This is a genomic window from Parablastomonas sp. CN1-191, from assembly GCF_049354825.1.
In the GTDB taxonomy this organism is placed as follows: domain Bacteria; phylum Pseudomonadota; class Alphaproteobacteria; order Sphingomonadales; family Sphingomonadaceae; genus Novosphingobium.
Genome location: NZ_CP186480.1, coordinates 1,800,867 through 1,827,480, shown reverse-complemented (window position 1 = coordinate 1,827,480; position 26,614 = coordinate 1,800,867). Strand labels below are relative to the sequence as shown.

25 protein-coding genes are annotated in these 26,614 nt (G+C 67.8%); 17 read left to right on the top strand and 8 right to left on the bottom strand.

Annotation, left to right across the window (positions count from 1 at the left end; translation table 11 throughout):
• Positions 1 to 13 precede the first annotated feature (13 nt).
• Both ACOYW6_RS09030 and ACOYW6_RS09025 read left to right on the top strand, forming a co-directional pair.
• The gene (locus ACOYW6_RS09030; RefSeq protein WP_423140996.1) at positions 14 to 718 is read left to right on the top strand and encodes a uracil-DNA glycosylase; all 705 of its coding nucleotides are present in this window, start codon (positions 14 to 16) and stop codon (positions 716 to 718) included.
• Between the two features lie 41 nt (positions 719 to 759).
• Positions 760 to 894, top strand: coding sequence for a hypothetical protein (locus ACOYW6_RS09025; RefSeq protein ID WP_423140995.1), 135 nt, complete (start codon positions 760 to 762; stop codon positions 892 to 894).
• 16 nt (positions 895 to 910) lie between these two features.
• On the opposite strand, the gene ACOYW6_RS09020 is transcribed toward ACOYW6_RS09025, so the two are convergent.
• The 3 genes from ACOYW6_RS09020 to ACOYW6_RS09010 form a co-directional block, all read right to left on the bottom strand.
• A complete protein-coding gene (locus ACOYW6_RS09020; RefSeq protein WP_423140994.1) occupies positions 911 to 2,347 on the bottom strand; it encodes a glutamate synthase subunit beta in 1,437 nt (478 codons plus the stop codon).
• A 5-nt stretch (positions 2,348 to 2,352) separates the two neighbouring features.
• Positions 2,353 to 7,008, bottom strand: a complete 4,656-nt coding sequence (gene gltB, locus ACOYW6_RS09015) for a glutamate synthase large subunit (protein WP_423143100.1) — start codon at positions 7,006 to 7,008, stop codon at positions 2,353 to 2,355.
• Between the two features lie 213 nt (positions 7,009 to 7,221).
• Positions 7,222 to 7,452 (bottom strand): hypothetical protein, encoded by a 231-nt coding sequence (locus tag ACOYW6_RS09010; RefSeq protein WP_423140993.1) that lies wholly within the window; start codon positions 7,450 to 7,452, stop codon positions 7,222 to 7,224.
• 116 nt (positions 7,453 to 7,568) lie between these two features.
• Between ACOYW6_RS09010 and ACOYW6_RS09005 the strand changes: the two genes are divergently transcribed.
• The 4 genes from ACOYW6_RS09005 (at position 7,569) to ACOYW6_RS08990 (ending at position 11,177) form a co-directional block, all read left to right on the top strand.
• Positions 7,569 to 8,681 carry an acyltransferase family protein gene (locus ACOYW6_RS09005; protein WP_423140992.1) on the top strand — a complete coding sequence of 371 codons (1,113 nt, stop codon included), beginning with the start codon at positions 7,569 to 7,571 and terminating at the stop codon, positions 8,679 to 8,681.
• A 127-nt stretch (positions 8,682 to 8,808) separates the two neighbouring features.
• Entirely contained in the window at positions 8,809 to 9,258 is a 450-nt protein-coding gene (locus ACOYW6_RS09000) for a MaoC family dehydratase (RefSeq protein WP_423140991.1), read from the top strand.
• A 42-nt stretch (positions 9,259 to 9,300) separates the two neighbouring features.
• The gene (locus ACOYW6_RS08995) at positions 9,301 to 10,476 is read left to right on the top strand and encodes an acetyl-CoA C-acyltransferase (RefSeq protein WP_423140990.1); all 1,176 of its coding nucleotides are present in this window, start codon (positions 9,301 to 9,303) and stop codon (positions 10,474 to 10,476) included.
• A gap of 92 nt (positions 10,477 to 10,568) precedes the next feature.
• A complete protein-coding gene (locus ACOYW6_RS08990) occupies positions 10,569 to 11,177 on the top strand; it encodes a DUF4126 domain-containing protein (RefSeq protein WP_423143099.1) in 609 nt (202 codons plus the stop codon).
• Here ACOYW6_RS08990 and ACOYW6_RS08985 read toward each other — a convergent pair whose 3' ends face one another.
• On the bottom strand, positions 11,178 to 12,422 hold the full coding sequence (locus ACOYW6_RS08985) for a polyhydroxyalkanoate depolymerase (protein ID WP_423140989.1): 1,245 nt from the start codon (positions 12,420 to 12,422) through the stop codon (positions 11,178 to 11,180).
• A gap of 167 nt (positions 12,423 to 12,589) precedes the next feature.
• Between ACOYW6_RS08985 and ACOYW6_RS08980 the strand changes: the two genes are divergently transcribed.
• The 6 genes from ACOYW6_RS08980 to ACOYW6_RS08955 all read left to right on the top strand — a co-directional run bounded on the left by ACOYW6_RS08980 (position 12,590) and on the right by ACOYW6_RS08955 (position 20,678).
• Entirely contained in the window at positions 12,590 to 14,461 is a 1,872-nt protein-coding gene (locus ACOYW6_RS08980) for an ABC transporter transmembrane domain-containing protein (RefSeq protein ID WP_423140988.1), read from the top strand.
• 100 nt (positions 14,462 to 14,561) lie between these two features.
• Complete coding sequence (locus ACOYW6_RS08975; protein ID WP_423140987.1) at positions 14,562 to 16,721, top strand: M13 family metallopeptidase; 2,160 nt, start codon at positions 14,562 to 14,564, stop codon at positions 16,719 to 16,721.
• A gap of 174 nt (positions 16,722 to 16,895) precedes the next feature.
• Positions 16,896 to 19,046 carry a M13 family metallopeptidase gene (locus ACOYW6_RS08970; protein WP_423140986.1) on the top strand — a complete coding sequence of 717 codons (2,151 nt, stop codon included), beginning with the start codon at positions 16,896 to 16,898 and terminating at the stop codon, positions 19,044 to 19,046.
• Positions 19,047 to 19,148: 102 nt separating this feature from the next.
• Positions 19,149 to 19,958, top strand: coding sequence for an undecaprenyl-diphosphate phosphatase (locus ACOYW6_RS08965; protein ID WP_423140985.1), 810 nt, complete (start codon positions 19,149 to 19,151; stop codon positions 19,956 to 19,958).
• Between the two features lie 101 nt (positions 19,959 to 20,059).
• Positions 20,060 to 20,329: a GlsB/YeaQ/YmgE family stress response membrane protein gene (locus ACOYW6_RS08960; RefSeq protein WP_423140984.1), complete on the top strand. Its 270-nt coding sequence runs from the start codon at positions 20,060 to 20,062 to the stop codon at positions 20,327 to 20,329.
• A gap of 76 nt (positions 20,330 to 20,405) precedes the next feature.
• Entirely contained in the window at positions 20,406 to 20,678 is a 273-nt protein-coding gene (locus tag ACOYW6_RS08955; RefSeq protein WP_423140983.1) for a hypothetical protein, read from the top strand.
• A 79-nt stretch (positions 20,679 to 20,757) separates the two neighbouring features.
• Here ACOYW6_RS08955 and phhA read toward each other — a convergent pair whose 3' ends face one another.
• Positions 20,758 to 21,708, bottom strand: a complete 951-nt coding sequence (gene phhA, locus ACOYW6_RS08950) for a phenylalanine 4-monooxygenase (protein WP_423140982.1) — start codon at positions 21,706 to 21,708, stop codon at positions 20,758 to 20,760.
• A gap of 82 nt (positions 21,709 to 21,790) precedes the next feature.
• Between phhA and ppk2 the strand changes: the two genes are divergently transcribed.
• The 5 genes from ppk2 to ribA all read left to right on the top strand — a co-directional run bounded on the left by ppk2 (position 21,791) and on the right by ribA (position 25,851).
• Positions 21,791 to 22,570: a polyphosphate kinase 2 gene (ppk2, locus tag ACOYW6_RS08945; RefSeq protein WP_423140981.1), complete on the top strand. Its 780-nt coding sequence runs from the start codon at positions 21,791 to 21,793 to the stop codon at positions 22,568 to 22,570.
• Positions 22,571 to 22,719: 149 nt separating this feature from the next.
• Positions 22,720 to 22,887, top strand: a complete 168-nt coding sequence (rpmG, locus tag ACOYW6_RS08940) for a 50S ribosomal protein L33 (RefSeq protein ID WP_147089455.1) — start codon at positions 22,720 to 22,722, stop codon at positions 22,885 to 22,887.
• 125 nt (positions 22,888 to 23,012) lie between these two features.
• Positions 23,013 to 23,672, top strand: coding sequence for a LolA family protein (locus ACOYW6_RS08935; protein WP_423140980.1), 660 nt, complete (start codon positions 23,013 to 23,015; stop codon positions 23,670 to 23,672).
• A 330-nt stretch (positions 23,673 to 24,002) separates the two neighbouring features.
• A complete protein-coding gene (locus tag ACOYW6_RS08930) occupies positions 24,003 to 24,788 on the top strand; it encodes an exodeoxyribonuclease III (RefSeq protein ID WP_423140979.1) in 786 nt (261 codons plus the stop codon).
• A gap of 10 nt (positions 24,789 to 24,798) precedes the next feature.
• The gene (gene ribA, locus ACOYW6_RS08925) at positions 24,799 to 25,851 is read left to right on the top strand and encodes a GTP cyclohydrolase II (protein ID WP_423140978.1); all 1,053 of its coding nucleotides are present in this window, start codon (positions 24,799 to 24,801) and stop codon (positions 25,849 to 25,851) included.
• Here ribA and ACOYW6_RS08920 read toward each other — a convergent pair.
• Genes ACOYW6_RS08920 through ACOYW6_RS08910 form a run of 3 tightly spaced genes read right to left on the bottom strand, consistent with a single transcriptional unit; the run spans position 25,848 to position 26,608 of the window.
• Entirely contained in the window at positions 25,848 to 26,111 is a 264-nt protein-coding gene (locus ACOYW6_RS08920) for a DksA/TraR family C4-type zinc finger protein (protein ID WP_423140977.1), read from the bottom strand. The genes ribA and ACOYW6_RS08920 overlap by 4 nt on opposite strands.
• A 46-nt stretch (positions 26,112 to 26,157) precedes the next feature.
• A complete protein-coding gene (locus ACOYW6_RS08915) occupies positions 26,158 to 26,406 on the bottom strand; it encodes a hypothetical protein (RefSeq protein ID WP_423140976.1) in 249 nt (82 codons plus the stop codon).
• Entirely contained in the window at positions 26,399 to 26,608 is a 210-nt protein-coding gene (locus ACOYW6_RS08910; RefSeq protein ID WP_423140975.1) for a toxin-antitoxin system HicB family antitoxin, read from the bottom strand. The genes ACOYW6_RS08915 and ACOYW6_RS08910 overlap by 8 nt, the downstream gene beginning before the upstream one ends.
• Positions 26,609 to 26,614 lie beyond the last annotated feature (6 nt).

The window sequence follows — 26,614 nt, the reverse complement described above, 5'->3', positions numbered from 1 at the left end:
TAAGGCCGCTGCGATGCAAGCGGCGATCCCTCCGGCCTGGCGCGACGTGCTCGCCCCCGCTCTCGCCGCGCCCGAAGCGCGCCGCCTGGCGGACTGGCTGGCGCAGGAAGAAAAGGCGGGAAAAGCAATCTACCCGCCGGCACCGGCGCGCCTGCGCGCCCTCGCCCTGACCCCGCTTGCCGACGTCCGGGTGGTGATACTGGGGCAGGATCCCTATCACGGGCCGGGGCAGGCCATGGGGCTGAGCTTCGCGGTGCCGCCGGGCGTGCGCCAGCCGCCCAGCCTGGCCAACCTGTTCAAGGAACTTGCGGCCGACTGCGGGATACAGCGTCCTGTCAGCGGCGATCTGTCGGGCTGGGCGCAGCAAGGGGTATTGCTGCTCAACACGGCCCTGACGGTCGAGGCGGGGCAGGCCGGCAGCCATGCCGGGCGCGGCTGGGAAGCCATTACCGACGCATGCATAGCCGCGGTCGCCGCGCGCGCCGCGCCCACCGTGTTCATGCTGTGGGGCGCGCATGCGCAGGCCAAGCTGCGCGCGATCCCCGATCTTGGCGCCGCGCGTCACTGCATCGTCGCCAGCTCGCATCCCAGCCCGCTGTCGGCGCACCGCGGCTTCCTGGGGAGCCGCCCGTTCAGCCGCGCCAATGCGTTTCTGGCGGCGCACGGACGCGGCACGATCGACTGGGCGCGAACGAACGCTTGCGAAGACGGGCAATAGGACGGAATATCGGCACCGGGATGAGGATGCCGATTCACTGGATGGATCGCATGCCGCTACGACTGGAAATCGCGTACGGACTTATTGCCCTGCTCGCTGCCGGGGCAGTCGCCTTGCTCGTGCGGGTGCGGCGCGCGCGCAAGGCGCGCGACAAGAACCGGCGCTACCTGAAATAACCGGCTCGCCTGCCGCTCAGCGCGGCAGCTCCGAGGACCCCATCAGCATCTCGTCGACCGCGCGCGCCGCCTGGCGCCCTTCGCGAATCGCCCAGACGACCAGGCTTTGCCCGCGGCGCATGTCGCCGCAGGCGAAGATCTGCGGGTCGCTGGTGCGATAGTCCTGGACGCTGGCGGCGACATTGCCGCGTGCGTCGAGGTCGAGCCCGGCCTTCTCGATCAGCCCGCTGCGGCGGGGGCCGACGAAGCCCATCGCCAGCAGGATCAGGTCGGCGGGAATCACGAACGTGCTGCCGGGCACTTCCTCGAAGCTGCCCCCGGCCCATTCCAGCCGCACGCATTCCAGCCCGGTGACCCTGCCCTGCTCGCCGACGACGCGCTTGGTCAGGATGGCCCAGTCGCGTGCGACGCCTTCCTCGTGGCTGCTGGACGTGCGCAGCTTGAGCGGCCAGTCGGGCCAGGTCAGCGCCTTGTCCTCCTTTTCGGGCGGACGCGGCATGATTTCGATCTGGGTGACGCTGGCGGCGCCCTGCCGGTTCGACGTGCCGACGCAGTCGGAGCCGGTATCGCCGCCGCCGATCACGATCACGTTCTTGCCCGTAGCCGTCAGCGATCCGCGCGGCGCGGCGCGCACCTCGTCATCGCCGGCGTTGCGCTTGTTCTGCTGGGTCAGAAACTCCATCGCCAAACGCACGCCCGACAGTTCGGCGCCCGGGATGTCGAGCCTGCGCGGCTCCTCCGCGCCACCGGAGAGCACGACCGCGTCGAAATTTTCCTTCAGGCTGGCCAGGCTGACCACCACGCCGACTTCGGTGGAGGTGGCGAAGGTCACCCCTTCGGCCTCCATCTGCACGGCGCGGCGGTTGATCAGGTGCTTTTCCATCTTGAAGTCGGGGATGCCGTAGCGCAGCAGCCCGCCCAGGCGGTCGTTCTTCTCGAACACGGTGACGGCGTGGCCGGCGCGGGCCAGTTGCTGCGCCGCGGCCAATCCCGCCGGGCCCGAGCCGACGACCGCGACCGACTTGCCGGTGCGGCGCTTGGGCGGCTGGGGCACGATCCAGCCCTCGTTCCAGCCCTTGTCGACGATCGCGCATTCGATCGACTTGATGGTCACCGGCGCGTCGATGATGTTGAGCGTGCAGGCCGCTTCGCATGGGGCAGGGCAGATCCGGCCGGTGAATTCGGGAAAGTTGTTGGTCGAATGCAGGACCTCGAGCGCGTTCTGCCAGTCCCCTTCGTAGACGAGGTGGTTCCAGTCGGGGATGATGTTGTTCACCGGGCAGCCGTTGTGGCAGTACGGGATACCGCAGTTCATGCATCGGCTGGCCTGGCCGCGAAGAACCGGTTCGGCGTGGGGAACCACGAACTCCTGGTAGTGCTTCACCCGCTCGGCCGGATCGGCATAAGTCCGGTCCTGGCGGTCCAGTTCGAGGAACCCTGTTTCCTTGCCCATGTCGGTTACTCCGCGGCGACCGAGGCGGCTGCCTCGCGCTCGGCTTCGATTGCCTTCAGCGCCGCGTCGTAGTCGCGCGGCATCACTTTCACGAACTGCGCCCGGGCTTGGTCCCAGTCGTCGAGCAGCATCCGCGCCCGGCGGCTGCCGGTGTTCAGGTGGTGGCGCTCAAGCAGGATGCGCAGGCGGTCGGCGTCATGGCGCAGCATGTCGCCCATGCCGCTGTCATAGGCGCTGATGGCGCGCTGATGCGGGCGGCCGGTACCGTCCTCATCCTCGCGCCCGCTGCCGATCGGTTGCAGGTCCACCATCGCCGGGTTGCACCGGGCCGCGAAGGTGCCGTCGGGATCGTAGACGTAGGCGATGCCGCCGCTCATCCCGGCGGCGAAGTTGCGCCCGGTCCGGCCCAGCACCGCGACAACGCCGCCGGTCATGTATTCGCAGCCATGATCGCCGCAGCCTTCGACCACCGCGACCGCGCCCGAGTTGCGCACCGCGAAGCGCTCGCCGGCGACGCCGTTGAAATAGGCTTCGCCGGAAATGGCGCCGTAAAGCACCGTGTTGCCGACGATGATGTTGTCGGTCGCCTCGCGCTCGACGTGGGGCGGCTGGCGAACGATCACGCGCCCGCCCGACAGGCCCTTGCCGACGTAATCGTTGGCGTCGCCGGTCAGGTCCAGGGTCACGCCGTGCGCCAGGAAGGCGCCGAAGCTCTGCCCGGCTACACCCGTCAGGCGCACGTTGATGGTGTTGTCGGGCAGGCCGGCATGCCCGTGCGCCCTCGCGATCTCGCCCGACAGCATCGCGCCGACCGTGCGATTGACGTTGATGACCTTGCGCTCGATCCGGACCGGGCTGGCCCCGGTGCCCTCGCTGTCGATGGCGCTTCGCGCCGCCGCGATCAGTTCGCGGTCGAGCACGGCGCCCAGGCCGTGCTCCTGCTCCGCGCTCCAGTTCAGGGCCGGGCTGATGCCGTCCGGAACCTGATGCAGCAGGCGCGACAAGTCGATCCCGCCCGCCTTCCAGTGATCGACCGCCCGCTTCATGTCGATCCGGTCGACCCGGCCGGTCATCTCCGCCAGCGCGCGGAAGCCCATCTCGGCCATGATGCCGCGCAGTTCCTCGGCAACGAAGAAGAAGTAGTTGATGACGTGTTCCGGCTGGCCGGTGAACCGCGCACGCAGCACCGGGTCCTGCGTCGCGACGCCGACCGGACAGGTGTTGAGGTGGCACTTGCGCATCATGATGCAGCCCGCCGCGATCAGCGGCGCGGTGGCGAAGCCGAACTCGTCGGCGCCCAGCAGCGCCCCGATGGCGACGTCGCGCCCGGTCCGCAGGCCGCCGTCGACCTGCACCGCGATGCGGCTGCGCAAGTTGTTGAGCAGCAGCGTCTGCTGGGTCTCGGCAAGGCCGATCTCCCACGGACTGCCGGCGTGCGTCAGGCTGGTGAGCGGACTGGCTCCGGTGCCGCCCTCGTAGCCAGAGATCGTCACGTGATCGGCCTTGCACTTCGATACGCCGGCGGCGACCGTGCCGACGCCGACCTCGCTGACCAGCTTGACCGAAATGCGCGCGCGCTCGTTGACGTTTTTCAGGTCGTGGATCAGCTGCGCCAGGTCCTCGATCGAATAGATGTCGTGGTGCGGCGGGGGTGAAATCAGGCCGACGCCGGGAGTCGAATGGCGGGTCGCGCCGATCGTCTTGTCGACCTTGTAGCCGGGCAGCTGGCCGCCTTCACCGGGCTTGGCGCCCTGCGCCATCTTGATCTGGATGTCGTCGGCGTTGACCAGGTATTCCGTCGTCACCCCGAAGCGCCCGCTGGCGACCTGCTTGATCGCGCTGCGCATGGTGTCGCCGCTCGCCATCGGCTTGAACCGGCTCGGATCCTCGCCCCCTTCGCCGGTGTTCGACTTGCCGCCGATGCGGTTCATGGCGACGGCCAGCGTGGTGTGCGCTTCCCAGCTGATCGAGCCGTAGCTCATCGCCCCGGTGGCAAAGCGCTTTACGATCTCGGCTGCGGGCTCGACCTCGTCCAGCGGGATCGGCCGCTCGGCCGGCTTCAGTTCCATCAGCCCGCGGATCGTCAGCAGCCGTTCCGATTGTTCGTTGATGGTCTCGGCATAGCGCTTGTAGTCGGCCGACACGTTGCCGCGCACCGCATGCTGCAGCAGGGCCACGTTCTCGGGCGTCCAGGCGTGCTCTTCGCCGCGCAGGCGGTACTGATAGATACCGCCCACATCCAGCATCCCGCGGTAGATCGGGTTGTCGCCGTAGGCGGCGGCGTGGCGGCGCACGGTTTCCTCGGCCACCTCGATCAGGCCGACGCCTTCGATCGTCGTCGCGGTGCCGGTGAAGTAGCGGTCGACGAAAGCGCTGGAGAGGCCGACCGCGTCGAAGATCTGCGCGCCGCAGTAGGACTGGTACGTGCTGATGCCCATCTTGGACATGACCTTGAGCACGCCCTTGCCGATCGCCTTGATGTAGTTCTTTTCGACGTCCTTTTGGCTCAGCGGCAGCTCGCGGCGCTGGCGGATCGCGTCGAGCGTCTCGAACGCGACGTAGGGATTGATCGCCTCGGCGCCGAAGCCTGCCAGCGCGCAGAAATGATGGACCTCGCGCGCCTCGCCGGTCTCGACCACCAGCCCAGTCTGCATGCGCAGACCCTGGCGCACCAGGTGGTGGTGCACCGCCGCGGTCGCCAGCAGCGCCGGCATCGCGATCCGCTCCGGTCCCTGCGCCCGGTCGGACAGGATCAGGATGTTCTTGTCCGCCAGCACCGCCTCGGTCGCGGCCCAGCACATCTCCTTGATCGCCAGTTCCAGCCCCGCGGCGCCGGCCGCAGCGTCCCAGGTCATGTCGATGGTCTCGGTACGGAACGCGCCGTCCAGTGCCGCCTCGACCGAACGGATCTTGGCGATATCGTCGTTGGTGAGGATCGGCTGGTCAACCTCGAGCCGCTTATGCGTGCCCGCGTCCATGCCCAGCAGGTTGGGGCGCGGCCCGATCATCGACACCAGGCTCATCACCAGCTCCTCGCGGATCGGGTCGATCGGCGGATTGGTGACCTGGGCGAAGTTCTGCTTGAAGTAATCGTAGAGCAGGCGCGATCTGGACGACAGCACCGCGATCGGCGTGTCGGTTCCCATCGAGCCGAGCGGATCGTCGCCGACCACGGCCATCGGCTCGAGAAAGCGCGAGACGTCTTCCTGCGTGTAGCCGAATGCCTGCTGGCGATCGAGTAGCGTCGTCGTCTCGACCGGCAAAGCCGCCAGCTCCGGCTCGACCACTTCCAGGTCCCTGAGCTTGTACTGCGCGGCCTTGAGCCAGGCTTCGTAGGGCTCGGCCCCGGCCAATTCGGCCTTGATCTCCTCGTCCTCGATGATGCGGCCCTGCTCAAGGTCGATAAGCAGCATGCGGCCCGGCTGGAGCCGCCACTTGCGCACGATGTTGTCTTCCTTGATCGGGAGGACGCCGGATTCGGACGCCATCACCACGATGTCGTCGTCGGTAACCAGGAAGCGCGCGGGTCGCAGTCCGTTGCGATCGAGCGTGGCGCCGATCTGGCGCCCGTCGGTGAAGGCGACCGCCGCCGGGCCGTCCCACGGCTCCATCAGCGCGGCGTGATATTCGTAGAAGGCCCGGCGGCGTGCATCCATCATCGGATTGCCGGCCCAGGCTTCGGGGATCAGAACCATCACCGCGTGGGCCAGGCTGTAACCGCCCGCGATCAGCAGCTCGAGCGCGTTGTCGAGGCAGGCCGTGTCCGACTGGCCGTGCGGAATGATCGGCCACATCTTGTCGAGGTCGGCGCCGAGCAGTTCGGATTCCATCGTCCGGCGGCGCGCGTTCATCCAGTTGACGTTGCCGCGCACGGTGTTGATCTCGCCGTTGTGGGCGATCAGGCGATAGGGGTGCGCCAGGCGCCAGCTCGGAAAGGTGTTGGTGCTGAAGCGCTGGTGGACGAGGCCGAGCGCCGACATGCAAGCCGGGTCGCGCAGGTCGTCATAGAAGCTGCCCACCTGCGTTGCCAGCAACAGGCCCTTGTAGACGACCGTGCGGCTGGAAAAGCTGGGCATGTAGAGCTCGGTCAGGCCCGGCAGGCCGTGCTTCTCCGCCAGTGCCGCCAGCGGGTTTTGCGCTTGCTTGCGGATCGCCAGGATCTTGCGCTCGAACGCGTCCTGATCGGCCCCCGCCGCTATCAGGTTGGCCCCCATGCCAACGAAGCACTGGCGAATCACCGGCATCTCGGCCCTGACCGCTTCGCCCAGTCCCTCGGTGGTGACCGGCACGTCGCGCCAGCCGATCAGGTGCTGGCCTTCCTTGGCGATGAACTTCTCGAAGTTGGCGATCGCGAAATCGCGGCTTTCCCCGTCGCGCGGCAGGAAGCACATCGCGACCGCATAGCGGCCCGCCGCGGGCAGGGTCACGCCGGCGCCGTCCGCCCAGCGCCGATAGAGCGCATCGGGCAGCTGGATCAGGATGCCGGCACCGTCGCCCAGCAGCGGATCGGCACCGACCGCGCCGCGGTGATCGATGTTCTTAAGGATTTCGAGCGCCTGGGTGACGATGGCGTGGCTTTTCACGCCCTTGATATGCGCGACGAAGCCGACGCCGCAGGCGTCATGCTCGTTACGCGGATCGTAAAGTCCCTGGCGCTCCATCGCAGTCATCGAACCCGTGCCATCCCCGTGCATCGCCCCGCCTCTCCGCCACCCGCCGTGCGGAGGCAACGAAGCGCGACTCACTTGTCTGCTAGCAGCAGAAAATTACGCGAGGGAACCCAGTGGCGACAGAAAGATGTTTTTGCAACTGCGAATGACACGCCTTGCGGCAAGCCGCCGTCGTGGTCAGGCGGCAAGCGTACGGGCAGGCGTCTAGCGTTCCGACAAGCGGTCCAGCGCGCGGCGCAGCGCGGCGATCGTCGCGGCCTCGGCGCGGTGCGGCGCCTCGCTGGCGCTGAGCGCCGCGCCCAGCCGCGATGCCAGCAGCGGTCCGGACAGCGGCGCCTCGCGCGCTGCCGGTTCGGGCAGTTGGGCGATGTCGAGGACGCGCGCACCCGTCTCTTTCGCACCGGCACGCCGGCGCCCTGAAAATGTTCCGAACATGGCGCCTCCCTTCGTCCTGCCAGCGACTCGGCCTTCCTGCCACAGTTGCGGTAAATGGGGCGTGAAAGCGGCCGAAGAGGGTTCACGAAACGGCTAAAATCCCTATCAGGCGCTGCGTGGCCCTCGACGTTGCCAGTCCTGCCGCCGCTGCGGCCCTGCCTCGCCAACTGGGCGCGCTGACCGGCGTGCGCGGCGTTGCCGCCTGGCTGGTGGTCCTGTTTCATGCCCGCCCGTGGACCGAGGGGCTGCTGCATCCGGCAGTGTTGCACGTCTTCTCGTTCGGCTACCTGGCAGTCGACCTGTTCTTCATGCTGTCCGGCTTTGTGATCTGGCACAATTACGCCGCGCGCCTTGCCGATGGCGGACCGGGGGCGATGCGCAGCTTTCTGTGGCGCCGCTTCGCGCGGGTCTGGCCGCTGCACGGCGCGATGATCGCCGCCTTCGCGGTCTTCGCGGCGGTGATGGGGCTGCTCGGCGCCGACCTGTCGCGCTTTCCGCCCGGTCACCTGCCCTACCACATCCTGCTGATCCAGGCCTGGGGCTTCATCGACCCGCTGAAGTGGAACGACCCGTCGTGGTCGATCAGCACCGAGGTTGCCGCTTACCTGCTGTTCCCGGCGCTGGTGGTCCTGCTCGGCCGCCGCTGGGTGGCGCTGGGCGGCTGGCTGCTGCTGGTGGCGGGGGTGCTGGCCGCGGTTCACGCGCTGTTCGCCGCGCACGGCTATGTCTCGCTGGGCGCCGACATCGCCCGCTTCGGGCTGTGGCGCTGCCTGGCGGAATTCGCGGTCGGTGCGCTCGTCTGCGTCGGCTGGTCGCGCCGGCCCGACCTTCCCGCGGTCGTGCCGGTCGCGGTGCTGGCGGCGGTCCTTGCCGCCGGCTGGGCGTGGCAATTGCCGGAGACCGCAATCGCCCCGCCGGCGTTCGCGGCGACGCTTTACGCGCTGGCGCTGCTGCGCGGCCTGCCCGCCCGCATCTTCGATACCCGCCCGCTGCGCTACCTGGGCGAAATCAGCTATTCGACCTACCTGTCGCACAGTTTCATCGGCGCCGTCGCGGCTGCGCTGGCGGGCGGGGCGGTGCTCGGCGCCGGTGGGCTGATGGCCTATTTCGCGGCGGTACTGGCAGCATCGGTTCTGCTGTACCACCGCCTCGAAAAACCTGCCCAGCGCTGGCTTCAGGCCCATACCCCCGGTTGGATAGAGCCGCACCGGACTATCCCGGCCGGGTGATTCGCGGGCCGGTTGCGCCATCGCGCTCGGCCTTGCCCCGCGATGCCGTAACGGCAGGCGGCGGCGCGTTGCATGGGGGCCCTGGCCCTGCCATGAAGCCTTGCGAAACGACGCGAAGGAGACCGCGATGACCCCGCAGGACATGAGCGAAAAGGTTGGCCAGCAGGTCGGCACTTCGGAGTGGATCGAGGTGACGCAGCAGCGGATCGATCAGTTCGCCGAGGCGACCGGCGACTTCCAGTTCATCCACGTCGATCCCGCCAAGGCGGCGATGACTCCGTTCGGCGGAACCATCGCGCATGGCTTCCTGACGCTGTCGCTGATCCCGGCACTGCGCCAGAACTCCGACGTGCCGCGCCCGGACAACATCAAGATGGGCGTCAACTACGGCGGCAACAAGGTCCGCTTCCTGTCCCCGGTCCGCTCGGGCAAGCGCGTTCGTGCCCATTTCAAGCTGCTCGAGCTGGCCGAAAAGCGCCCGGGGCAGTGGCAGGAAACCATGGAAATCACGATCGAGATCGAGGGTGAGGACAAGCCCGCGCTCATCGCCGAATGGATCAGCCAGGTCTTCATCTGATCGCGCCACAGGCCGCGCCAATTCACCGAAGGAAACCCAATCATGCGTGATGCCGTCATCGTCTCCGCCGCCCGGACCCCCATCGGCCGGGCCTACAAGGGCGCCTTCAACGCCACCCCCGGCGCCACGCTGGGGGCACTGGCGCTCGCCAGGGCGGTCGAGCGTGCGGGCATCGACGGCGGCGAGGTCGACGACGTGTTGTGGGGCGCCGCGCTGCAGCAGGGCGCCCAGGCCGGCAACATCGCCCGCCAGGTGGCCCTGCGCGCCGGGCTGCCGGTCACGGTTTCGGGCATGAGCATGGACCGGCAGTGCTCGTCGGGGCTGATGACGATCGCCACCGCGGCCAAGCAGGTCATCGTCGACCGCATGGACATCGTCGCCGCCGGCGGCCAGGAATCGATCAGCCTGGTGCAGACCAAGGACATGCGGGTCATGCCCGATCGTTCGCTGCTGGAAATGCACCCGGCAGTCTACATGCCGATGCTCCAGACCGCCGAGACCGTCGGCAAGCGTTACGGCATCTCGCGCGAGCAGTGCGACGAATACGCGCTCCAGTCGCAGCAGCGCACCGCCGCGGCGCAGGCCGCGGGCAGGTTCGATGACGAGATCGTCACCTGCACCACGACGATGGGCATCGCGAACAAGGAAACCGGCGAAGTGACCATGAAGGAGGTCACCATCGCCAAGGACGAGGGCAACCGCCCCGAGACGACGCTCGAGGGGCTGTCCAGCCTGAAGCCCGTTCTGCCCGACGGTATCGTCACCGCGGGCAATGCCAGCCAGCTTTCGGACGGTTCGGCGGCGGTGATCGTGATGGAGGCCGCCCTGGCCGCCAAGCGCGGCCTGACCCCGCTCGGACGCTATGTCGGCATGGCGGTCGCGGGGACCGAACCCGACGAGATGGGCATCGGTCCGGTCTTCGCGATTCCCCGGCTGCTTGAGCGTTTCGACCTCAAGATGAGCGACATCGGCCTGTGGGAACTGAACGAGGCGTTCGCGGTCCAGGTCCTCTACTGCCGCGACAAGCTGGGCATCCCCGACGAACTGCTCAACGTCAACGGCGGCTCGATCTCGATCGGCCATCCTTACGGGATGACCGGCGCGCGCTGCACGATGCATGCCCTGATCGAGGGCAAGCGCCGCGGTGCCAAGCATGTCGTCGTGACGATGTGCGTCGGCGGCGGCATGGGCGCGGCCGGGTTGTTCGAGGTTCTCTGACCCCGCGCCGCGCGGGCTTGCCGGGCGGAGCGATAACGCGCATCCCCTGCTGACCGGCGTTTGCCGGCGGCGGGGAGGGGCGCGTGGAACACTTGGGACTGATCCAGATCCTGGGCCTGGCAGGCAGCGTCAGCCTGCTGTCTGGCTGGCGGCTCTATCTTTGCATCTTCGTCACCGGTCTGGCGATGCACACCGGCTGGCTGCCGTTGCCGGAGCATCTGGCCGCGCTCAAGGCGCTGGCCAGCCCGTGGGTGATGGGCACGGCTGGCTTCGCCGCGCTGTGCGAGTTCTTCGCCGACAAGATCGCCTGGCTCGACAGCTTGTGGGACACCGTTCACACGGTGATCAGGCCGCTGGGCGGGGCAATGCTGGCGCTGTCGATCGTCGATCCGGGCGATCCGGCGACCCAGGCGATCGTCTTCATCCTGGGTGGCGGCGCCTCGCTGCTGGCGCACGGCGGCAAGGCCGGCGCGCGGGCGGTGGTCAATGCCAGCCCCGAACCGTTCAGCAACGTCGTGGTTTCCACGGCCGAGGATATCGCAACGACCGGGCTGCTGTTCCTGGCCTACACGCACCCGCTGGCGGCCGGCGCGATCGCGGTCGTGCTGCTGGCGCTGGCGATCTGGCTGCTGATGGCCGCGCGGCGGGTGCTGCGACGGCTGTTCGGCCGCCGGTCGCCGCCGCCGGCCGCTACCGACTGATCAGGCGACGGCTTTCAGCGCGGGGGGCTCGAATTTCGCGATCCATGCCTCGACGATCGGGGCGATCGTAGTGCGCCAGCGGCTGCCGTTGAAGATCCCGTAATGGCCGGCGCCGGGCGCGAGGTAATACTGCTTGCGGCTCTCGGCGAGGCCGGTCGCAAGCTTGAGCGCGGCCCTGGTCTGGCCGATGCCCGAAATATCGTCCTTTTCGCCCTCGATCGCCAGGATCGCCGTCTCGTCGATGGCGCCCAGGTCAACCGTGGTGCCGCGGTGGACGAACGTGCCCTTGGGAAGCGAATGCTTCTGGAACACCTCTTCCACCGTCTGCAGGTAGAAGGCCGCGTCGAGGTCGGCGACAGAGCGGTATTCGTCGTAGAACGCCTTGGTCGCCTCGGCGCTTTCGCCGTCGCCGTCGACCAGGTGCTTGAACAGGTGATAGTGGCTGAGCATGTGATTGCCCAGGTTCATGCTCATGAACCCTGCCAGCTGCAGGAAGCCCGGATAGACCCGCCGGCCGCCGCCCGGATAGTGCAGCGGCACGGTGGCGATCACGTTGTGGCGGAACCACTCGATCGGACGCTGCATCGCCAGGTCGTTGACGCTGGTCGGCGCCTCGCGCGTGTCGATCGGGCCGCCCATCATCGTCAGCGTCTGCGGCCTGTTGGGGTCGCCCCGCCGCGCCATGATCGCGGTCGCCGCCAGCGCCGGAACCGACGGCTGGCACACCGCCAGCACGTGCGTGCCGGCGCCGGTGAACGCCAGGAAGTCGATCAGGTAGTCGATGTAATCGTCGAGGTCGAAGGTCCCCTCGCTCGACGGCACGGTCCGCGCGTCGGCCCAGTCGGTGACGTAAACGACGCAGCGTTCGGCCATGCGGGCGACCGTGCCGCGCAGCAGCGTGGCATAATGCCCGCTCATCGGCGCGACGATCAGCAGGCGCGGCGCGTCCTTGGGCAGCCCGTCGTGCGTGAAGCGCAGCAGGCGGCAGAACGGACGGTGGAGGACGATCGATTCGGTGACCGCGTGCTCGGCACCGTCGACGGTGACGGTCTCGATGTCGAAGGCCGGCTTGCCATAGCTTGCCGACGCGTGGGCGAACACTTCCAGCGCAGAGGCCGCAACCGGACCGATGCCGGCATAGCCGAAGGGAAGCGCCGGGTTATTGAGCAGCTCGGCAGTGACCGAGGCCCAGGTGCTCGCGGCATTGAGCCACGAACGTTGCAGTTCGTAAGCAGTGTAGAGCATTGCCGCTCCGTCCTCCTGTGCAGCTCGGTCTTGGCCCGATGCTGCAGCGCACCGTGCGCTGTTAAGTTCCATTGTGCAATGCAGTACTTGGGGGCGGGCAGGCCGTCTTTCCACCCGCCACGCGCTTTGCGCTGGCCCGGCGCTGCGGCTGTGCTAGGGGCGCGGCCATGGCCGATAGCCCCGCTGCGCCGCCCGTGATCGAAACGCCCGACGCCGCGGCCGCTCCGCCGGCGCGCACGCTTGGCCCGCTGCGGATGATCTGGCGCCAGGCCGCGCAGTATCCCCGCCATATCGCCATCGCTCTGTTCGCGCTGACGATCACGGCATCGGCCACGATCGCGATTCCCGCCCGTTTCAAGGTGATCGTCGACAAGGCCTTCGGGGCCGGCGCCGATCGCGATACCATCGCCCATTCGTTCCGCTACCTGCTGATGATCGTGGTGGTGCTGGGCATCGGGACGGCGCTGCGGTTCTACTTCGTGTCGTGGCTGGGAGAGCGCGTGGTCGGCGATATTCGCGCCCGGGTGCAGGCCAACCTGCTGCGCCTGCCGCCCAGCTTCTTCGAGGAGAACAGCCCCAAGGAGATCGCCTCGCGGATGACCGCGGATACCGCGCTGATCGAGCAGGTCGTCGGCACCACCGTGTCGGTCGCGCTGCGCAACGCGATCACCGCGATCGGCGGGCTCGCTTACCTGTTCTACCTCGCCCCCAAGCTGACCGCGGGGCTGGTCGTGGCGATCCCGGTCGTCGTCCTGCCGATCGCCTGGTTCGGGCGGCGGCTGCGCACGGTGTCGCGCACCAGCCAGGACCGCGTCGCGGTGATCGGCGCGCGCACCGCCGAAGTGCTGGGTGCCATGCGCGTGGTCCAGGCCTTCAACCAGGAAGAGCACGAGCGGCAGGCCTTTTCCGAAGTGGTCGAGCAGACCTTCGCGGTAGCCCGGCGGCGCATCGCAATCCGCGCCGCGATGACCGCGATCGTCATCTTCCTGGTCTTCGGCGGGATCACCTTCGCGATGTGGCAGGGCGCAGAGGGCGTTGCCGCCGGCGCGGTGTCGGGCGGGACGATCGCCGCATTCGTCTTCACCGGCGGCATCGTCGCGGGCGCGTTCGGTTCGCTGACCGAGGTCTACGGCGACCTGCTGCGCGGCGCCGGCGCGGCCGGCCGCCTTAACGAGCTGCTGCACGAACGGCCGCAGATCGCCGCCCCGGCGCGCCCGCAGGCGCTGCCGGTGCCGCCGCGCGGGCGGATAGAGTTCGACGCCGTCACCTTCCGCTATCCCACCCGCCCGGACGTCGCCGCGCTCGACAAGGTGTCGCTGATCGTCGAGCCGGGCGAGACGGTCGCCGTGGTGGGGCCCTCGGGCGCGGGCAAGACCACGCTGTTCCAGCTGGCCGAGCGGTTCTACGACCCGCAGGCCGGCGCGGTGAAGCTCGACGGGGTCAACCTGACGGCCGCCGACCCTGCCGAGATCCGCCGCCGCATGGCGCTGGTGCCGCAGGAAGGGGTGCTGTTTGCCGCCAGCGCCCGCGAAAACCTGCTCTACGGCAACCGCGACGCCGACGACGCGGCGATCTGGCAGGCTACCGCCGACGCCAACGCCGAGACGTTCCTGCGCGCGCTCCCCGAAGGGCTCGATACCTTCCTGGGCGAGGGCGGGGCGCGCCTTTCGGGCGGGCAGCGCCAGCGCATGGGAATCGCCCGCGCGCTGCTGCGCGATGCGCCGATCCTGCTGCTGGACGAGGCGACCAGCGCGCTCGACGCCGAGAGCGAGCGGCTGGTCCAGGACGCGCTCGACCGCCTGATGGCGAGGCGCACCACGCTCGTCATCGCGCACCGCCTGGCCACGGTGCGCCAGGCCGACCGGATCGTGGTGATGGACAAGGGCCGGATCGTCGAAACCGGCACGCACACGCAGCTCGCCAGGGCCGGCGGGCTCTATGCGCGCCTTGCGGCCCTGCAGTTCGACCCGGCGCAATTCGACTCCGCGCAGGCCAGCCAGATGCCGTTCGACGGCCAGGGTCTGTCGTCCGTCGATTGATCGCCCGCGCGCGCGAAGTCAGGCCCTATTCAGCGGCACCTTTCGATAAGGTTCTGAAAAGCGGGCCAATTCGGGTGCGCACTGCTGGAGAGATTCGTCCATGACCAAACCGTTTGCCCGCCTGCTGGCGGCCACTGCCATTGCCGCCTTCGCGGCGCCCGCGCTGGCGCAGAGCGCCGCCCCTGTATCCGCCGCCGCTGCGGCCACGACCGACCTCAGCACCGTCCCGGGCGACTGGGGCAAGTTCGGCCTGCAGGTCCAGAACGTCGATCCCAGCGTCAAGCCGGGCGATGACTTCAACCGCTACGTCAACGGCAAGTGGATCGCCGCCACCCAGATCCCGGCCGACCGCACCCGGTTCGGTTCGTTCGATACCCTGGCGATCCTGTCCGAGGCGCGCACCAAGGCGATCCTCGACGATCTCGCCGCCTCGAACCCGGCGCCGGGCACCGACGCCGCGCGCATCGCCGCGGCTTACCAGTCGTTCATGGACACCGACGGGATCGAGAAGGCCGGCCTTAGCCCGCTCAAGCCCTATCTCGACCGCATCAACGCCGCCAAGAACGCGACCGACCTGATGACGCTGTTCGCGCAGCCCGGGCTGGCTTCGCCGATCGGCATCGGCGTCGGCATCGATTCCAAGGATTCCTCCAAGTACGCGGTGCAGGTTCGCGCCGGCGGGCTTGGCCTGCCCGACCGCGACTACTACCTGGTCGACACCCCCCGCAACCGCGAGATCCAGGCCGCCTACAAGGCCTACATGACCGGCATCTTCGGCGAGCTTGGCTATGCCGATCCGGCGGCGACGGCGAACAGCGTCTATGCCCTCGAGACCGAGTTGGCGAAGGACGCCTGGGACCGTGCGCTCAGCCGCAACCGCGACCTGACTTACAACCGCATGACCGTGGACGAGTTCGCGGCACTGGCGCCGCAGGCACCGCTCAAGAACTTCCTCAGCGCGTTCGGCACGCCCGATGTGCCCTACCTGATCGTCGCCCAGGTTCCGCCCACGGCCGAGGAACTGGCCGCGGCCAAGTACACGCCCGAAATGGCGGCCAAGCTGGGCGGCGGCGTGCCGGCCGTGGCGGCGCTGGTGTCCAGCGCGCCGGTCGCGACCTGGCAGGCGTGGCTGGCCAAGAACCTTGTTTCCAGCAACGCCTCGGTCCTGCCCAAGCGCATCGATGACGCCAGCTTCGCCTTCTACGGCAAGTTCCTCAACGGCCAGCCGCAGCAGCGCGACCGCTGGAAGCGCGGCATCGGCTTCGTCGAGGGCAGCGCGGGCGAGCTGCTCGGCAAGATCTATGCCGAGCGCTATTTCCCCGCCGCCAACAAGGTGGCGATGCAAAGCCTGGTCGCCAACCTGCGCGCGGCGATGGCGGCCAACCTCAAGGACCTCAAGTGGATGAGCCCGGCCACCCGGGTCCAGGCCCAGGCCAAGCTTGACGCCTTCACGCCCAAGATCGGCTACACCGACAAGTGGAAGACGTATGACGGGCTGACCTTCACCCCGACGTCGGCCTTCGACAACGCGATGGCTGCGGCCAAGTGGGGCCAGGCCGACAACCTGTCGCGCCTGGGCAAGCCGATCGACCGGACCGAGTGGGGCATGCTGCCCGAGACGGTCAACGCCTACTACAACCCGCCGATGAACGAGATCGTGTTCCCGGCGGCGATCCTGCAGGCGCCGTTCTTCCAGGCGACCGCCGATCCGGCGATCAACTACGGCGCCATCGGCGCGGTGATCGGCCACGAAATGGGCCACGGCTTCGATGACCAGGGCTCCAAGTCGGACGGCACCGGCAACCTGCGCGACTGGTGGACCCCGGAAGACAAGGCCGCCTTCACCAAGCTGACCGACGCGCTGGTGGCGCAGTACGATGCCAACTGCCCGTTCGATGACAGCACGGCCGGCGGCAAGGCCTGCGTCAACGGGCGGCTTACGCTGGGCGAAAACATCGGCGACCTTGGCGGGCTGAGCCTGGCTTATCGCGCCTATCACATGTCGCTGGGCGGCAAGAAGGCGCCGGTGATCGGCGGGCTGACCGGCGACCAGCGGTTCTTCATGGCCTATGCGCAGGTGTGGCGCGAGAAGATCCGTGACGAGGCGCTGCGCCAGCGGCTCAAGACCGATCCGCATTCGCCGGCGCAGTTCCGCATCAACGCGATCGTTCGCAACTTCGACGAATGGTACAAGGCCTTCAACGTGAAGCCGGGCGACAAGCTGTACCTGCCGCCGGAACAGCGCCTGCGCATCTGGTAAGGTACGCCTCAAAGACGATCACGGCCCGCGGCGATCCCGCGGGCCGTTTTCGTTTGCAATCGACCAACGACATACCGCCGCCGCCGAAACACGCTTCCCCTTTGCCTTCAGGCGATTAGGCTGCCTGGCAGGGTGCCGGAGTCGCTTGTCCGGCAAATCAAGGGGATACGCTTCATGATCCGTTTTGCCGCGGCGCTTGCCGCCACCACCATGCTGGCCGCGCCCGCTTTCGCGCAGGGCGCGCCGGCCGCCGCCCCTGCAGCGGCCCCGGTCGCCGCTCCGGCGCCGCAGAAGGACTATGTCCTGCCCACCTTCGGCGGCTGGGGCTTCAACCCCGCCGAGCTCGACCGCTCGGTCAAGCCGGGCGACGATTTCTTCGCCTTCGTCAACGGCAAGTGGATGGCCAAGGAAGTGATCCCGCCGCAGTACCCCTACAGCGGCATGGCGCTGGGCCTGCGCCTGGGCGCGGAGCGCGACGTCCGCTCGATCGTGCAGAACCTGGCCGCCGGGACCTACCCCGAAGGCAGCCTGGAGTGGCGCATCGGCCAGGCCTACAAGACCTACGTCGATACCGCCGCGATCAACGCCGCCGGGCTGGCACCGGCCAAGCCGTATCTGGACCGCATCGCCGGCATCCAGACCCGGGCCGACCTGGCGCGCGCCTTCGCGGTCACCGGCATCCCCTCGCCGATCGGGGAGTATGTCTCGATCGACGTCAAGAACCCGGGCGCCAACGCGCTCTACACCGGCGTCGGCGGGCTCGGCCTGCCCGACCGCGACTATTACCTGGTCGACAGCGACAAGAACCTGGCGATCCGCGCGAAGTACAAGGATTACCTCGCGTTCCTGCTCGGCAAGGCGGGCTATTCCGATCCCGCCGCGACCGCGGCGCGCGTCTACGAGCTGGAAAAGCAGTTCGCCGTCGTCGGCTGGGACCGCGCCCTGTCGCGCAATCCCGAACTGACCACCAACCGCGTCAGCCAAGCCGATTTCCGCGCCATGGCGGGCGGGTTCCCGATTGCCGAGACGCTGGCCGGGCTCCACATCGATGCGGTCCCGAGCCTCTATGTCGAGCAGGTTCCTCCCAGCGCGGACACCATCGCCAAGCTGGGCCTGACCCCCGACCAGGTGAAGAAGCTGGGCGGCGGCATGCCGGCGATGTTCGCGCTGCTCAACACCGCTCCGATCGAGGATATCAAGGCCTGGATGGCGGCGCGCTTCCTGTCGGGCGCATCGTCGGTCCTGCCCAGCGACATCGACAACGCGAACTTCGATTTCTACGGCAAGACGCTGAGCGGCCTGACCCAGCAGCGCGAGCGCTGGCAGCGCGGACTGTCGTTCGTGCAAGGCGCGATGGGCGAGGCGATCGGCAAGGTCTATGTCGAGCAGCATTTCCCCGCGTCGAGCAAGGTCGCCATGCAGGAGCTGGTCGGCAACTTGCGCACCGCGCTGGGCACCAACCTCAAGACCCTGCCGTGGATGACGCCGGCGACCCGCGTGGCCGCGCAGAAGAAGCTCGACGCCTTCGGCGTGAAGATCGGCTACCCGGACAAGTTCAAGACGTATGACGGGCTGACGGTGGTGCCGGGCCAGGCGCTGGCAACCGCCATGTCGGTCAGCGACTGGGGCTGGAAGGACCAGCTCCACGACCTTGCCAACCCGGTCGACAAGGGCAAGTGGCTGATGACCCCGCAGACGGTCAACGCCTACTACATGCCGCCGGCGAATGAGATCGTGTTCCCCGCCGCCTACCTGCAGCCGCCCTACTTCAATCCCAAGGCCGATGCAGCGGTGAACTATGGCGCGGTGGGTGCCACGATCGGGCACGAGATCGGCCACGGCTTCGACGACCAGGGATCGAAGTTCGGCCCCACCGGCGCGCTCGAGAACTGGTGGACCGACACCGACCGCAAGACCTTCGAGGCGCTGACCGCCAAGCTGGCCGCACAGTACGACAAGGAATGCCCGTACGACGACGGCAAGACCTGCCACAACGGGCGCCTGACGCTGGGCGAGAACATCGGCGACCTCGGCGGTGTCTCGATGGCGTACCAGGCCTACAAGCTGTCGCTCAAGGGCAAGCCGGCGCCGGTGATCGACGGGCTGACCGGCGATCAGCGCTTCTTCCTCAGCTATGCGCAGGCATGGCGCTGGAAGTACCGCGACGCCTTCGGCCGCCAGCTGCTGCAGACCGACCCGCACTCGCTGGCCGAAGCGCGGGTGAACGCGGTGCTGCGCAACTTCGATCCGTGGTACAAGGCGTTCAACGTCGAGCCGGGCGACAAGCTGTACCTCGCTCCCAAGGACCGCGTGCGCATCTGGTGATCGCCCGATTCCCAAACAGGCCGCCACCGCGCGGTTGATAATCCCGCTGGACCGGCCCGCCCTGCTTGACTTGGCAGGGCGGGCCGCGTTCACAAGCGCGCCATGGACCTGACGCTCACCGCAATCCTCCTCGGCCTGGTCGAAGGGCTGACCGAATTCATTCCCGTGTCCTCGACCGGGCACCTGATCCTCGCCTCGGCGCTGTTCGGCTACGATCCCAAGACCTGGCAGGTCTTCAACGTGGTGATCCAGCTGGGCGCGATCCTGGCGGTGGTGGTCCAGTACTGGCGCACGTTCTGGGCGGTCGCGATGGGGCTGCTCAAGCTCGAGCCGCTCAGCATCGCGTTCGTGCGCAACCTGCTGGTCGCATTCCTGCCGGCGGCAGTGATCGGGCTGCTGTTCAAGCACCAGGTGGAGGCGATGCTCGGCAATGCCTCGATCGTCGCCTGGGCGCTGATCGCCGGCGGCATTGCCATCCTTGTCATAGAGCGGGTGGCCAAGCCGGGCGGGCCCAGCGGTGTCGGGCAGCTGCCGGTCACGCAGGCGCTTGGCGTCGGCATCATCCAGTGCCTGGCGATGGTGCCCGGCGTCAGCCGGTCGGGCGCGACGATCATGGGTGCGCTGGCGATGGGGATCGAGCGGCGCACCGCGGCCGAGTTCAGTTTTTTCCTGGCCGTGCCGACGATGCTTGGCGCGACCACGCTCGAACTGCTCGACAATCGCGACGCGCTGATGGGCGGGCACATGACGGTGGGCTGGGGCGAGATCGGCATCGGCTTCGCGGTCGCCTTCGTGGTGTCGCTGGCGGTGATCCGCGGGTTCGTGGCATTCGTCAGCAAGACCGGTTTCTCGCCGTTCGCCTGGTACCGGATCGCGTCGGGCGGGCTGGCGCTGGTGCTGCTGGCGCGCTGATGCGCGGGGTGCGAAGAAATTTTTCGGTTCGTCGCAGCGGGGGAACCAAACGTCGCGCGCCGCTTTTCTGAGGCAGTTGTCAGCAGAGAGGTACGTTCGTCATGGGTCTTATCATTCTTATTCTCGTCGGTGGTATCATTGGCTGGCTCGCCAGCCTGGTCATGCGCACCGACGCGCAGCAGGGCATCCTGCTGAACGTGGTCGTCGGCATCATCGGCGCCCTGCTTGCCGGGTTTATCTTGAATCCGATGATCGGTGGCGGCAACATCATGGCCGGCGACTTCAGCGGTAGCTCGCTGATCGTTTCGTTCCTCGGTGCGGTTGTCCTTCTGGCGATCGTGAACCTGGTTCGTCGCGGTTCGATGCGCTAAGCCTCTGAAAGGGCTTTAACCGAAGGGGCGGTCCGGGTTCCCGGCCGCCTCTTCCATACGTGAAGGGGAAAAACACATGAAGTTCCTGATCAAGGGCGCGATGATCGCGTCGGTCGCCGCGATGGGCCTGTCGGTCGCCGCTTGCGACTCGAAGAAGGAAAACGCCCAGGAAGCCGCCGCGGACGACGTCCGTGACGCTTCGGATGCCGCCGCTGATGCGATGGAATCGACCGCCGCTGCCAGCGAAGACGCCGTGCAGAACAAGGCCGATGCCGTTCGCGAAAAGGGCGATGCCAAGGCCGACGCCATGGAAAACGCCGCCGACAAGAACGACAAGGCGCCGGAGTAATCCAGCACTTGCCATTCACGGCAAAGAATCGGGCCGGCAGCTTCGCGCTGCCGGCCCTTTTCGTATCAGCCGTAAATTCCTAGACCGGCACCGCGCCCGATCCGCGCCCACCGCGCAAGTGATACTCCAGCGTTCCGCGCGTCAGCACGTCGTCCACGTCGATCACCGCGGTGTTGGCATAAGTGAAACCGGGCCCCAGCGCGCGGTACAGCCGGTCGAAATCGCGATCGACCGTGGCGTGGAACAACTGGTCGAAGCTCTCGATCACGAAATAGGTCGGCTGCAGGTCATCGATCACGTAATCGGTGCGCATCACCCGGTCGACATTCAGCATGATGCGGTTGGGCGAACGCGCCTCCAGGCTGAACACCGCCTCGCTCGGCCCCGACAGGATCCCGGCACCGTAGGCGCGCAGGTCCTTCTGGGGGTCCGGCCCCTCAAGGATCAGCCCGAACTCCACCGTGTACCAGTACAGCGCGCCCAGCGCCTTCAGGCGGTTGTAGCGCATCGCCTTCCACCCGGCGCGGCCGTATTCCTGCATGTAGTCGGCGTAGACGGGGTCGGCCAGCATCGGCACGTGGCCGAACACGTCGTGAAAGACGTCGGGCTCCTGGATGTAGTCGAAGGTCGCGCGCGTGCGGATGAAATTGCCGGCCGGAAAGCGCCGGTTGGCCAGGTGCCAGAAGAACACGTGATCGGGGATCAGCATCGGCACGGGAACGACGCTCCACCCGGTCAGCGCGCCCAGCTCGGCGGACAGGCGGGCAAACTCGGGCACGCCGCCGCGCCCCAGCGCCAGCTTCTGCGTGCCGGCCAGGAACGCGGTGGCGGCGCGGCCGGGCAGGATGTCCATCTGCCGCTCGTACAGGTCGTTCCAGATCGCGTCGTCTTCGGCGCCGTAATCGCGCTGGCTCGGCTCGAGCCAGTCTTCGCCGACCCCGTCGGGCCGCTGCAGGGGGGCGGTGAACACCCCCTCGTCCCGGTCCGGCAGGCGGGTGAAGTCGGTATCGAGCAGGGCGGTCTGTGACATGGGGAAACGTTACCAGTGCCCGGGGGTTGCTGCAAACGAACCGCGCAGGCAGACTGCGGCGGCAACGGCGGAGCGACAAGCCATGAGCCACCACCTCAAGCGCAAGGCGTACGACAAGCTTTACGAGCCGATCGAGAAGCAGCTCGTCGGCGCGGCGCGGATGGTCGCCGCCACCGGCGCGCGCGTCGTCGTGGTGTTCGAGGGACGCGATACCGGCGGCAAGGGCGGCGCGATCCAGGACTTGTCAGGCCCCATCAACCCGCGCCAGTGCCGCGTCGTGGCGCTGCCCAAGCCGAACGAGTGCGAGGCGGCGCAGTGGTATTTCCAGCGCTATGTCGCGCACTTGCCCGCGGCGGGCGAGATCGTCCTGTTCGACAGGTCCTGGTACAACCGCGCCGGGGTCGAGAAGGTGATGGGCTTCGCTACCCCGGCCGAGGTCGAGGATTTCCTTGCCCAGGCACCGGCGTTCGAGAAGCTGCTGGTCGACGACGGCATCCTCTTGTTCAAGTACTGGCTCTGCACCGACCAGGCGCAGCAGGAAAAACGCCTGCGCGAACGGGCCGAGGATCCGCTCAAGCAGTGGAAGCTGTCGCCGGTCGATTTCGCCGCCCGCAAGCATTATGCCGACTATACCGCCGCGCGCGAGGCGATGCTGCGCGCCACGCACACCGCCTGGGCGCCGTGGACCCTGGTCGATTTCAACGACCAGAAACTGGGCCGGCTGACCCTGTTGCAGGACTTCCTGCAACGCCTGCCCCCGTTCGAGGCGCCAGCCGCCGACATCAAGTTCCCCAAGCTGCGGTCCCAGCCGCAACGCGAAACCTTCCAAGTGCTGGAGCCGATCGCCCCGTTTAAGGAATGAGACGGCAGCGCGTCGCGCCTTGACTTGGGCGCGATTCTTCACCATTGGCCCGCCCGGATGGGGCGGCGCCGCGCGCGTCGCTCTTGCTGTTTCAGGCGGGTACCGCGCATTTCTCGCGGGCCCGAATCGGAAAGACACAGGATACCGCCATGGCGAAGCCCGCAACCGTCAAGATCCGGCTGGTCTCGACCGCCGACACCGGCTTCTTCTACGTCACGAAGAAGAATCCGCGCAACACGACCGAAAAGATGGTCTTCAAGAAGTACGATCCCGTCGTGCGCAAGCACGTCGAGTTCAAGGAAGCCAAGATCAAGTGATCGCCAGCCCGGGCCATACCGGGCAAGCTGTCTGAAACCCGGCACGATCCGGGCCGCCGGATCAATCGGCGGCGGAACCGCCAGGTTCATTCAGAGTTCAAGCCCTGTTGATTAACGATAGAGGCATGAACCACTTGTTTGATCGCATTCGATTCTCGCTCGGCGCCGCCGCTTCGGCGGCGCTCGTCGTTTCCGCGCCGATCGCGCTGGTCGCGCCCCAGGCCGCCATCGCCCAGTCCGGCGGTGAGCTTAATGCTGCCGTCAGCGCCTTGCGCTCGATCGGGACGATGACGGCCAACTTCACCCAGACCGATCGCGCCGGCCGCACGGTATCTGGGGTGATGACCCTGAAGCGCCCCGGCCGGATTCGCTTCCAGTACGAAAAGGGCGTGCCGCTGCTGGTCGTTTCCGACGGCAGCGCGCTGACATTCGTCGATTACCAGGTTCGCCAGGTCCAGCGCTGGCCGATCAAGAACAGCCCGCTCGGCGCGCTGCTCGATCCCTCGCGCGATGTCGCCAAGTTCGGCAAATTGCAGCCGACCGGCAATCCCAACGTCATCAGCATAGAGGCGCGCGACACCTCGCATCCAGAGTATGGGGTGATCACGCTGATCTTCGTGCGCAACGCCGCGGCGCCGGGCGGGTGGGAGCTGTCGCACTGGGTGGCGCTCGATTCGCAGAACAACCGCACCACGGTGAAGCTGTCGAACCAGCGTTATGGAATGCCGGTGTCCGACAACACCTTCCGCTACAACGATCCGCGCACGACCGGACGCAAGAACTAACGGCTTGTCGATGCCAGCCTTCGGCTCGTCGCTCGGCGTGCCGAGGGTGCGACAAATCGCGACAATTCTGCGGATCCCGTTCATTTTCAGGCAAGGGGTTTTCACATAGAAAAGACCTCGACGACGCGGGTCTAGAGGCGGGTTTCCCCCCTGTTGCCCAAGCCTCCTTTACGGGCTCGCGAAGTCAAGCGTGACGAACGCAAACGAACCCTCGGTGCAATGCCCCCGCACCGAGGGTTTTCGTTTGCCCGGAGAGCATCCGGATGAACGCCGCGGCGCTTCGCCCGAAAATCCTCGCCAAGAACGCTGCGGCTTCCTAACTGCTGGCCGATGGTTTCGATTGCGACTTGGAACGTGAATTCGGTGCGCTTGCGCGGGCCGCAGGTGGCGCGGATGCTGGCGCAGGAGGCGCCCGACGTGCTGTGCCTGCAGGAGATCAAGTGCGCGGAAGAGGTCTTCCCCCACGACCTGTTCGAGGCTGCCGGCTATACGCACCGCGTCGTCCACGGCCAGAAGGGCTATCACGGCGTCGCCACGGTCAGCCGCATTCCGCTGCGCGAAGTGTCGCGGCGCGACTGGCAGGACAACGGCGAGGCGCGCCACGTCGGGGTCGAGCTGACCGGCAGCGGCGTGGTCGTCGAGAACGTCTACATCCCCGCCGGCGGCGATATCGCCGATCGGGCGCTGAACCCCAAGTTCGGCCAGAAGCTGGATTTCGTCGAGCGGATGACGCGGTGGGCCGAAACGGTCGACCGCCCGACCGTGATCGTCGGCGACTTCAATATCGCCCCGCTCGACTGCGACGTCTACGATCACAAGGCGCTGCTCAAGGTCGTCAGCCACACCCCGATCGAAGTCGATGCGCTGGGCCGCTTCGGCGATGCCCACGGGTGGGTCGATCTCGGCCGGCAGTTCATCCCCGCGCCGGCCCGCAATTACTCGTGGTGGTCCTACCGCTCGTTCTGGCGCGACAAGGACCAGGGGCGGCGGCTCGACCACATGTGGGCCTCGCCGGCGCTCGCCACCCAGGCCACGTCGCACCGCATCGTCGAGGAAACCCGGCGATGGGAGCAGCCGTCCGACCACGTGCCGCTGATCACCGAGTTCGCGCTGTGAAGGCGCGGGCATGAGGGCGACCCGCCGGGTCGCGCTGGCGCTCGACGCGCTGCGGCACGGCTGGCCGATCGAAGTCGACGGCGTGCTGCGCCTGCTTCCGGCCGAAACCGGCTTTGCCCCTGGCGCGGTCGGTGATCGCATGCTGCTTTCCGCTGCCCGCGCCGCCACGCTCAAGCTGGCCAACCAGCGCGACGCCGCCGTGCCCGAGGCGCCGGTCCTTATCCGCGGTGCCGAGCCTTTCACAATCGAGGCGGCCCGCGTGCTTGCCGATCCGTCGCAGGACCTCGCCGCCCCGCTCAAGGGGCCGTTCGCGGCCGTGCCGCTGGATCACCGGTACGCCGCGCAGACCGCGCTCGAGCTGGCACGGCTGGCGGGCATCCTGCCGGCCTTCCTTGTGGATCCCAGCGCCGGGGGCGAGGCGCAGGTCGTGTCCTCGTCCGACCTGGCCGAATGGCACGACCCGCGTCATCTCGCGATCGCGACTCGGGCGCAGCTTCCCACGCTCAGCAGCACCGCGGGCGAGATCGTCGCTTTCCGCTCCCCGGATGACATGCGTGAGCACGTCGCGCTGGTCATCGGCATGCAGCAGGGCGAGGTTGAACCTCTTGTACGGCTTCATTCCGAATGCCTGACCGGAGACGTACTGGGCAGTCTGAAGTGCGATTGCGGCCCGCAACTCGACGCCGCGCTGGCCGCGATGGCGCAAGAAGCGGAGCGTGGCGGCTGGGGAATCCTTCTCTACCTGCGTCAGGAAGGACGCGGCATCGGCCTGGTCAACAAGCTGCGGGCTTATGCCCTTCAGGACCAGGGTTTCGATACCGTGGACGCCAACACACGCCTGGGCCTTCCGGCCGAAGCGCGCGATTTTCCCGTCGCCGCGCGGATGCTCGACCTGCTGGGCGTGCGGACGATCCGGCTTATGACCAACAATCCCGCCAAGGTTGCGGCCCTGGCCGCAGCCGGCGTCGCCGTGGCCGAACGGGTTGCGCACCAGCTTCCCGCCAACCCGTTCAACGCCCGCTACCTGGCGACCAAGCGCGATCGCAGCGGCCATCTGCTTTAACGCAGCTGGCTGTCCTTGCTGCCGCGGCGATTGATCGCCGAGTGGATGACCGCCTTGTCGCGCACCGCCTGGCAAGCAACGCAGGTGCGAACCCCGGGCAGCGCATCGCGGCGTTTCCGGGGGATGTCCTCGCCGCAATCGTCGCACCACTGCGCGGATTCGCCCCTGGGAATGCGGGCACGCGCGCCGGCCACGGCGTCGTTGACGCTGTCGTCGATCTGATCCTGTACCGCGCCGTCGCGCGACCATCCGCCTGCCATGCCGCTATCCTTTGACCTTGCAACGCGGCGGCGAAGCCAGTGGTTCCTAGTCCCCGCCCCAGCGCCAGCGCCAGCCGCCGCGCGTCCTGGCGGCATAGATCGGCATCGCCGCCGCGGTGATCGCGATGGCCCAGACTGCGAAAGTCATCGGTGCGGTTTTAGCAAACGGTGCGGCAGCCGCCACCAGCGCGACGTGCGCCGCCAGCAGCAGCCAGCCCTGCCAACGGATCGGCAGGCCCGAACCAAGCCCATACCGCTTGGGCAGGAACCAGGCGTTGTCGGTGTGCTCAGTCATCCTCGCTCTCCTTCCTGGGTCGTCCGCGCCGCGGCGCTTCGCCCTCTCCCACCTTCACCCCGCGGCGCGCCAGCGCCTCGCGCAGCAGGCACTCGATCTCGGCATTGACCGAGCGCAAGTCGCCGGCGGCGACGCGCTCCAGCGCCGCGTGGAGCGCCGGATCGAGCCGCAGCGCAAAGGCCTTTTTCGCCGGAGAGGGCACGTGCGT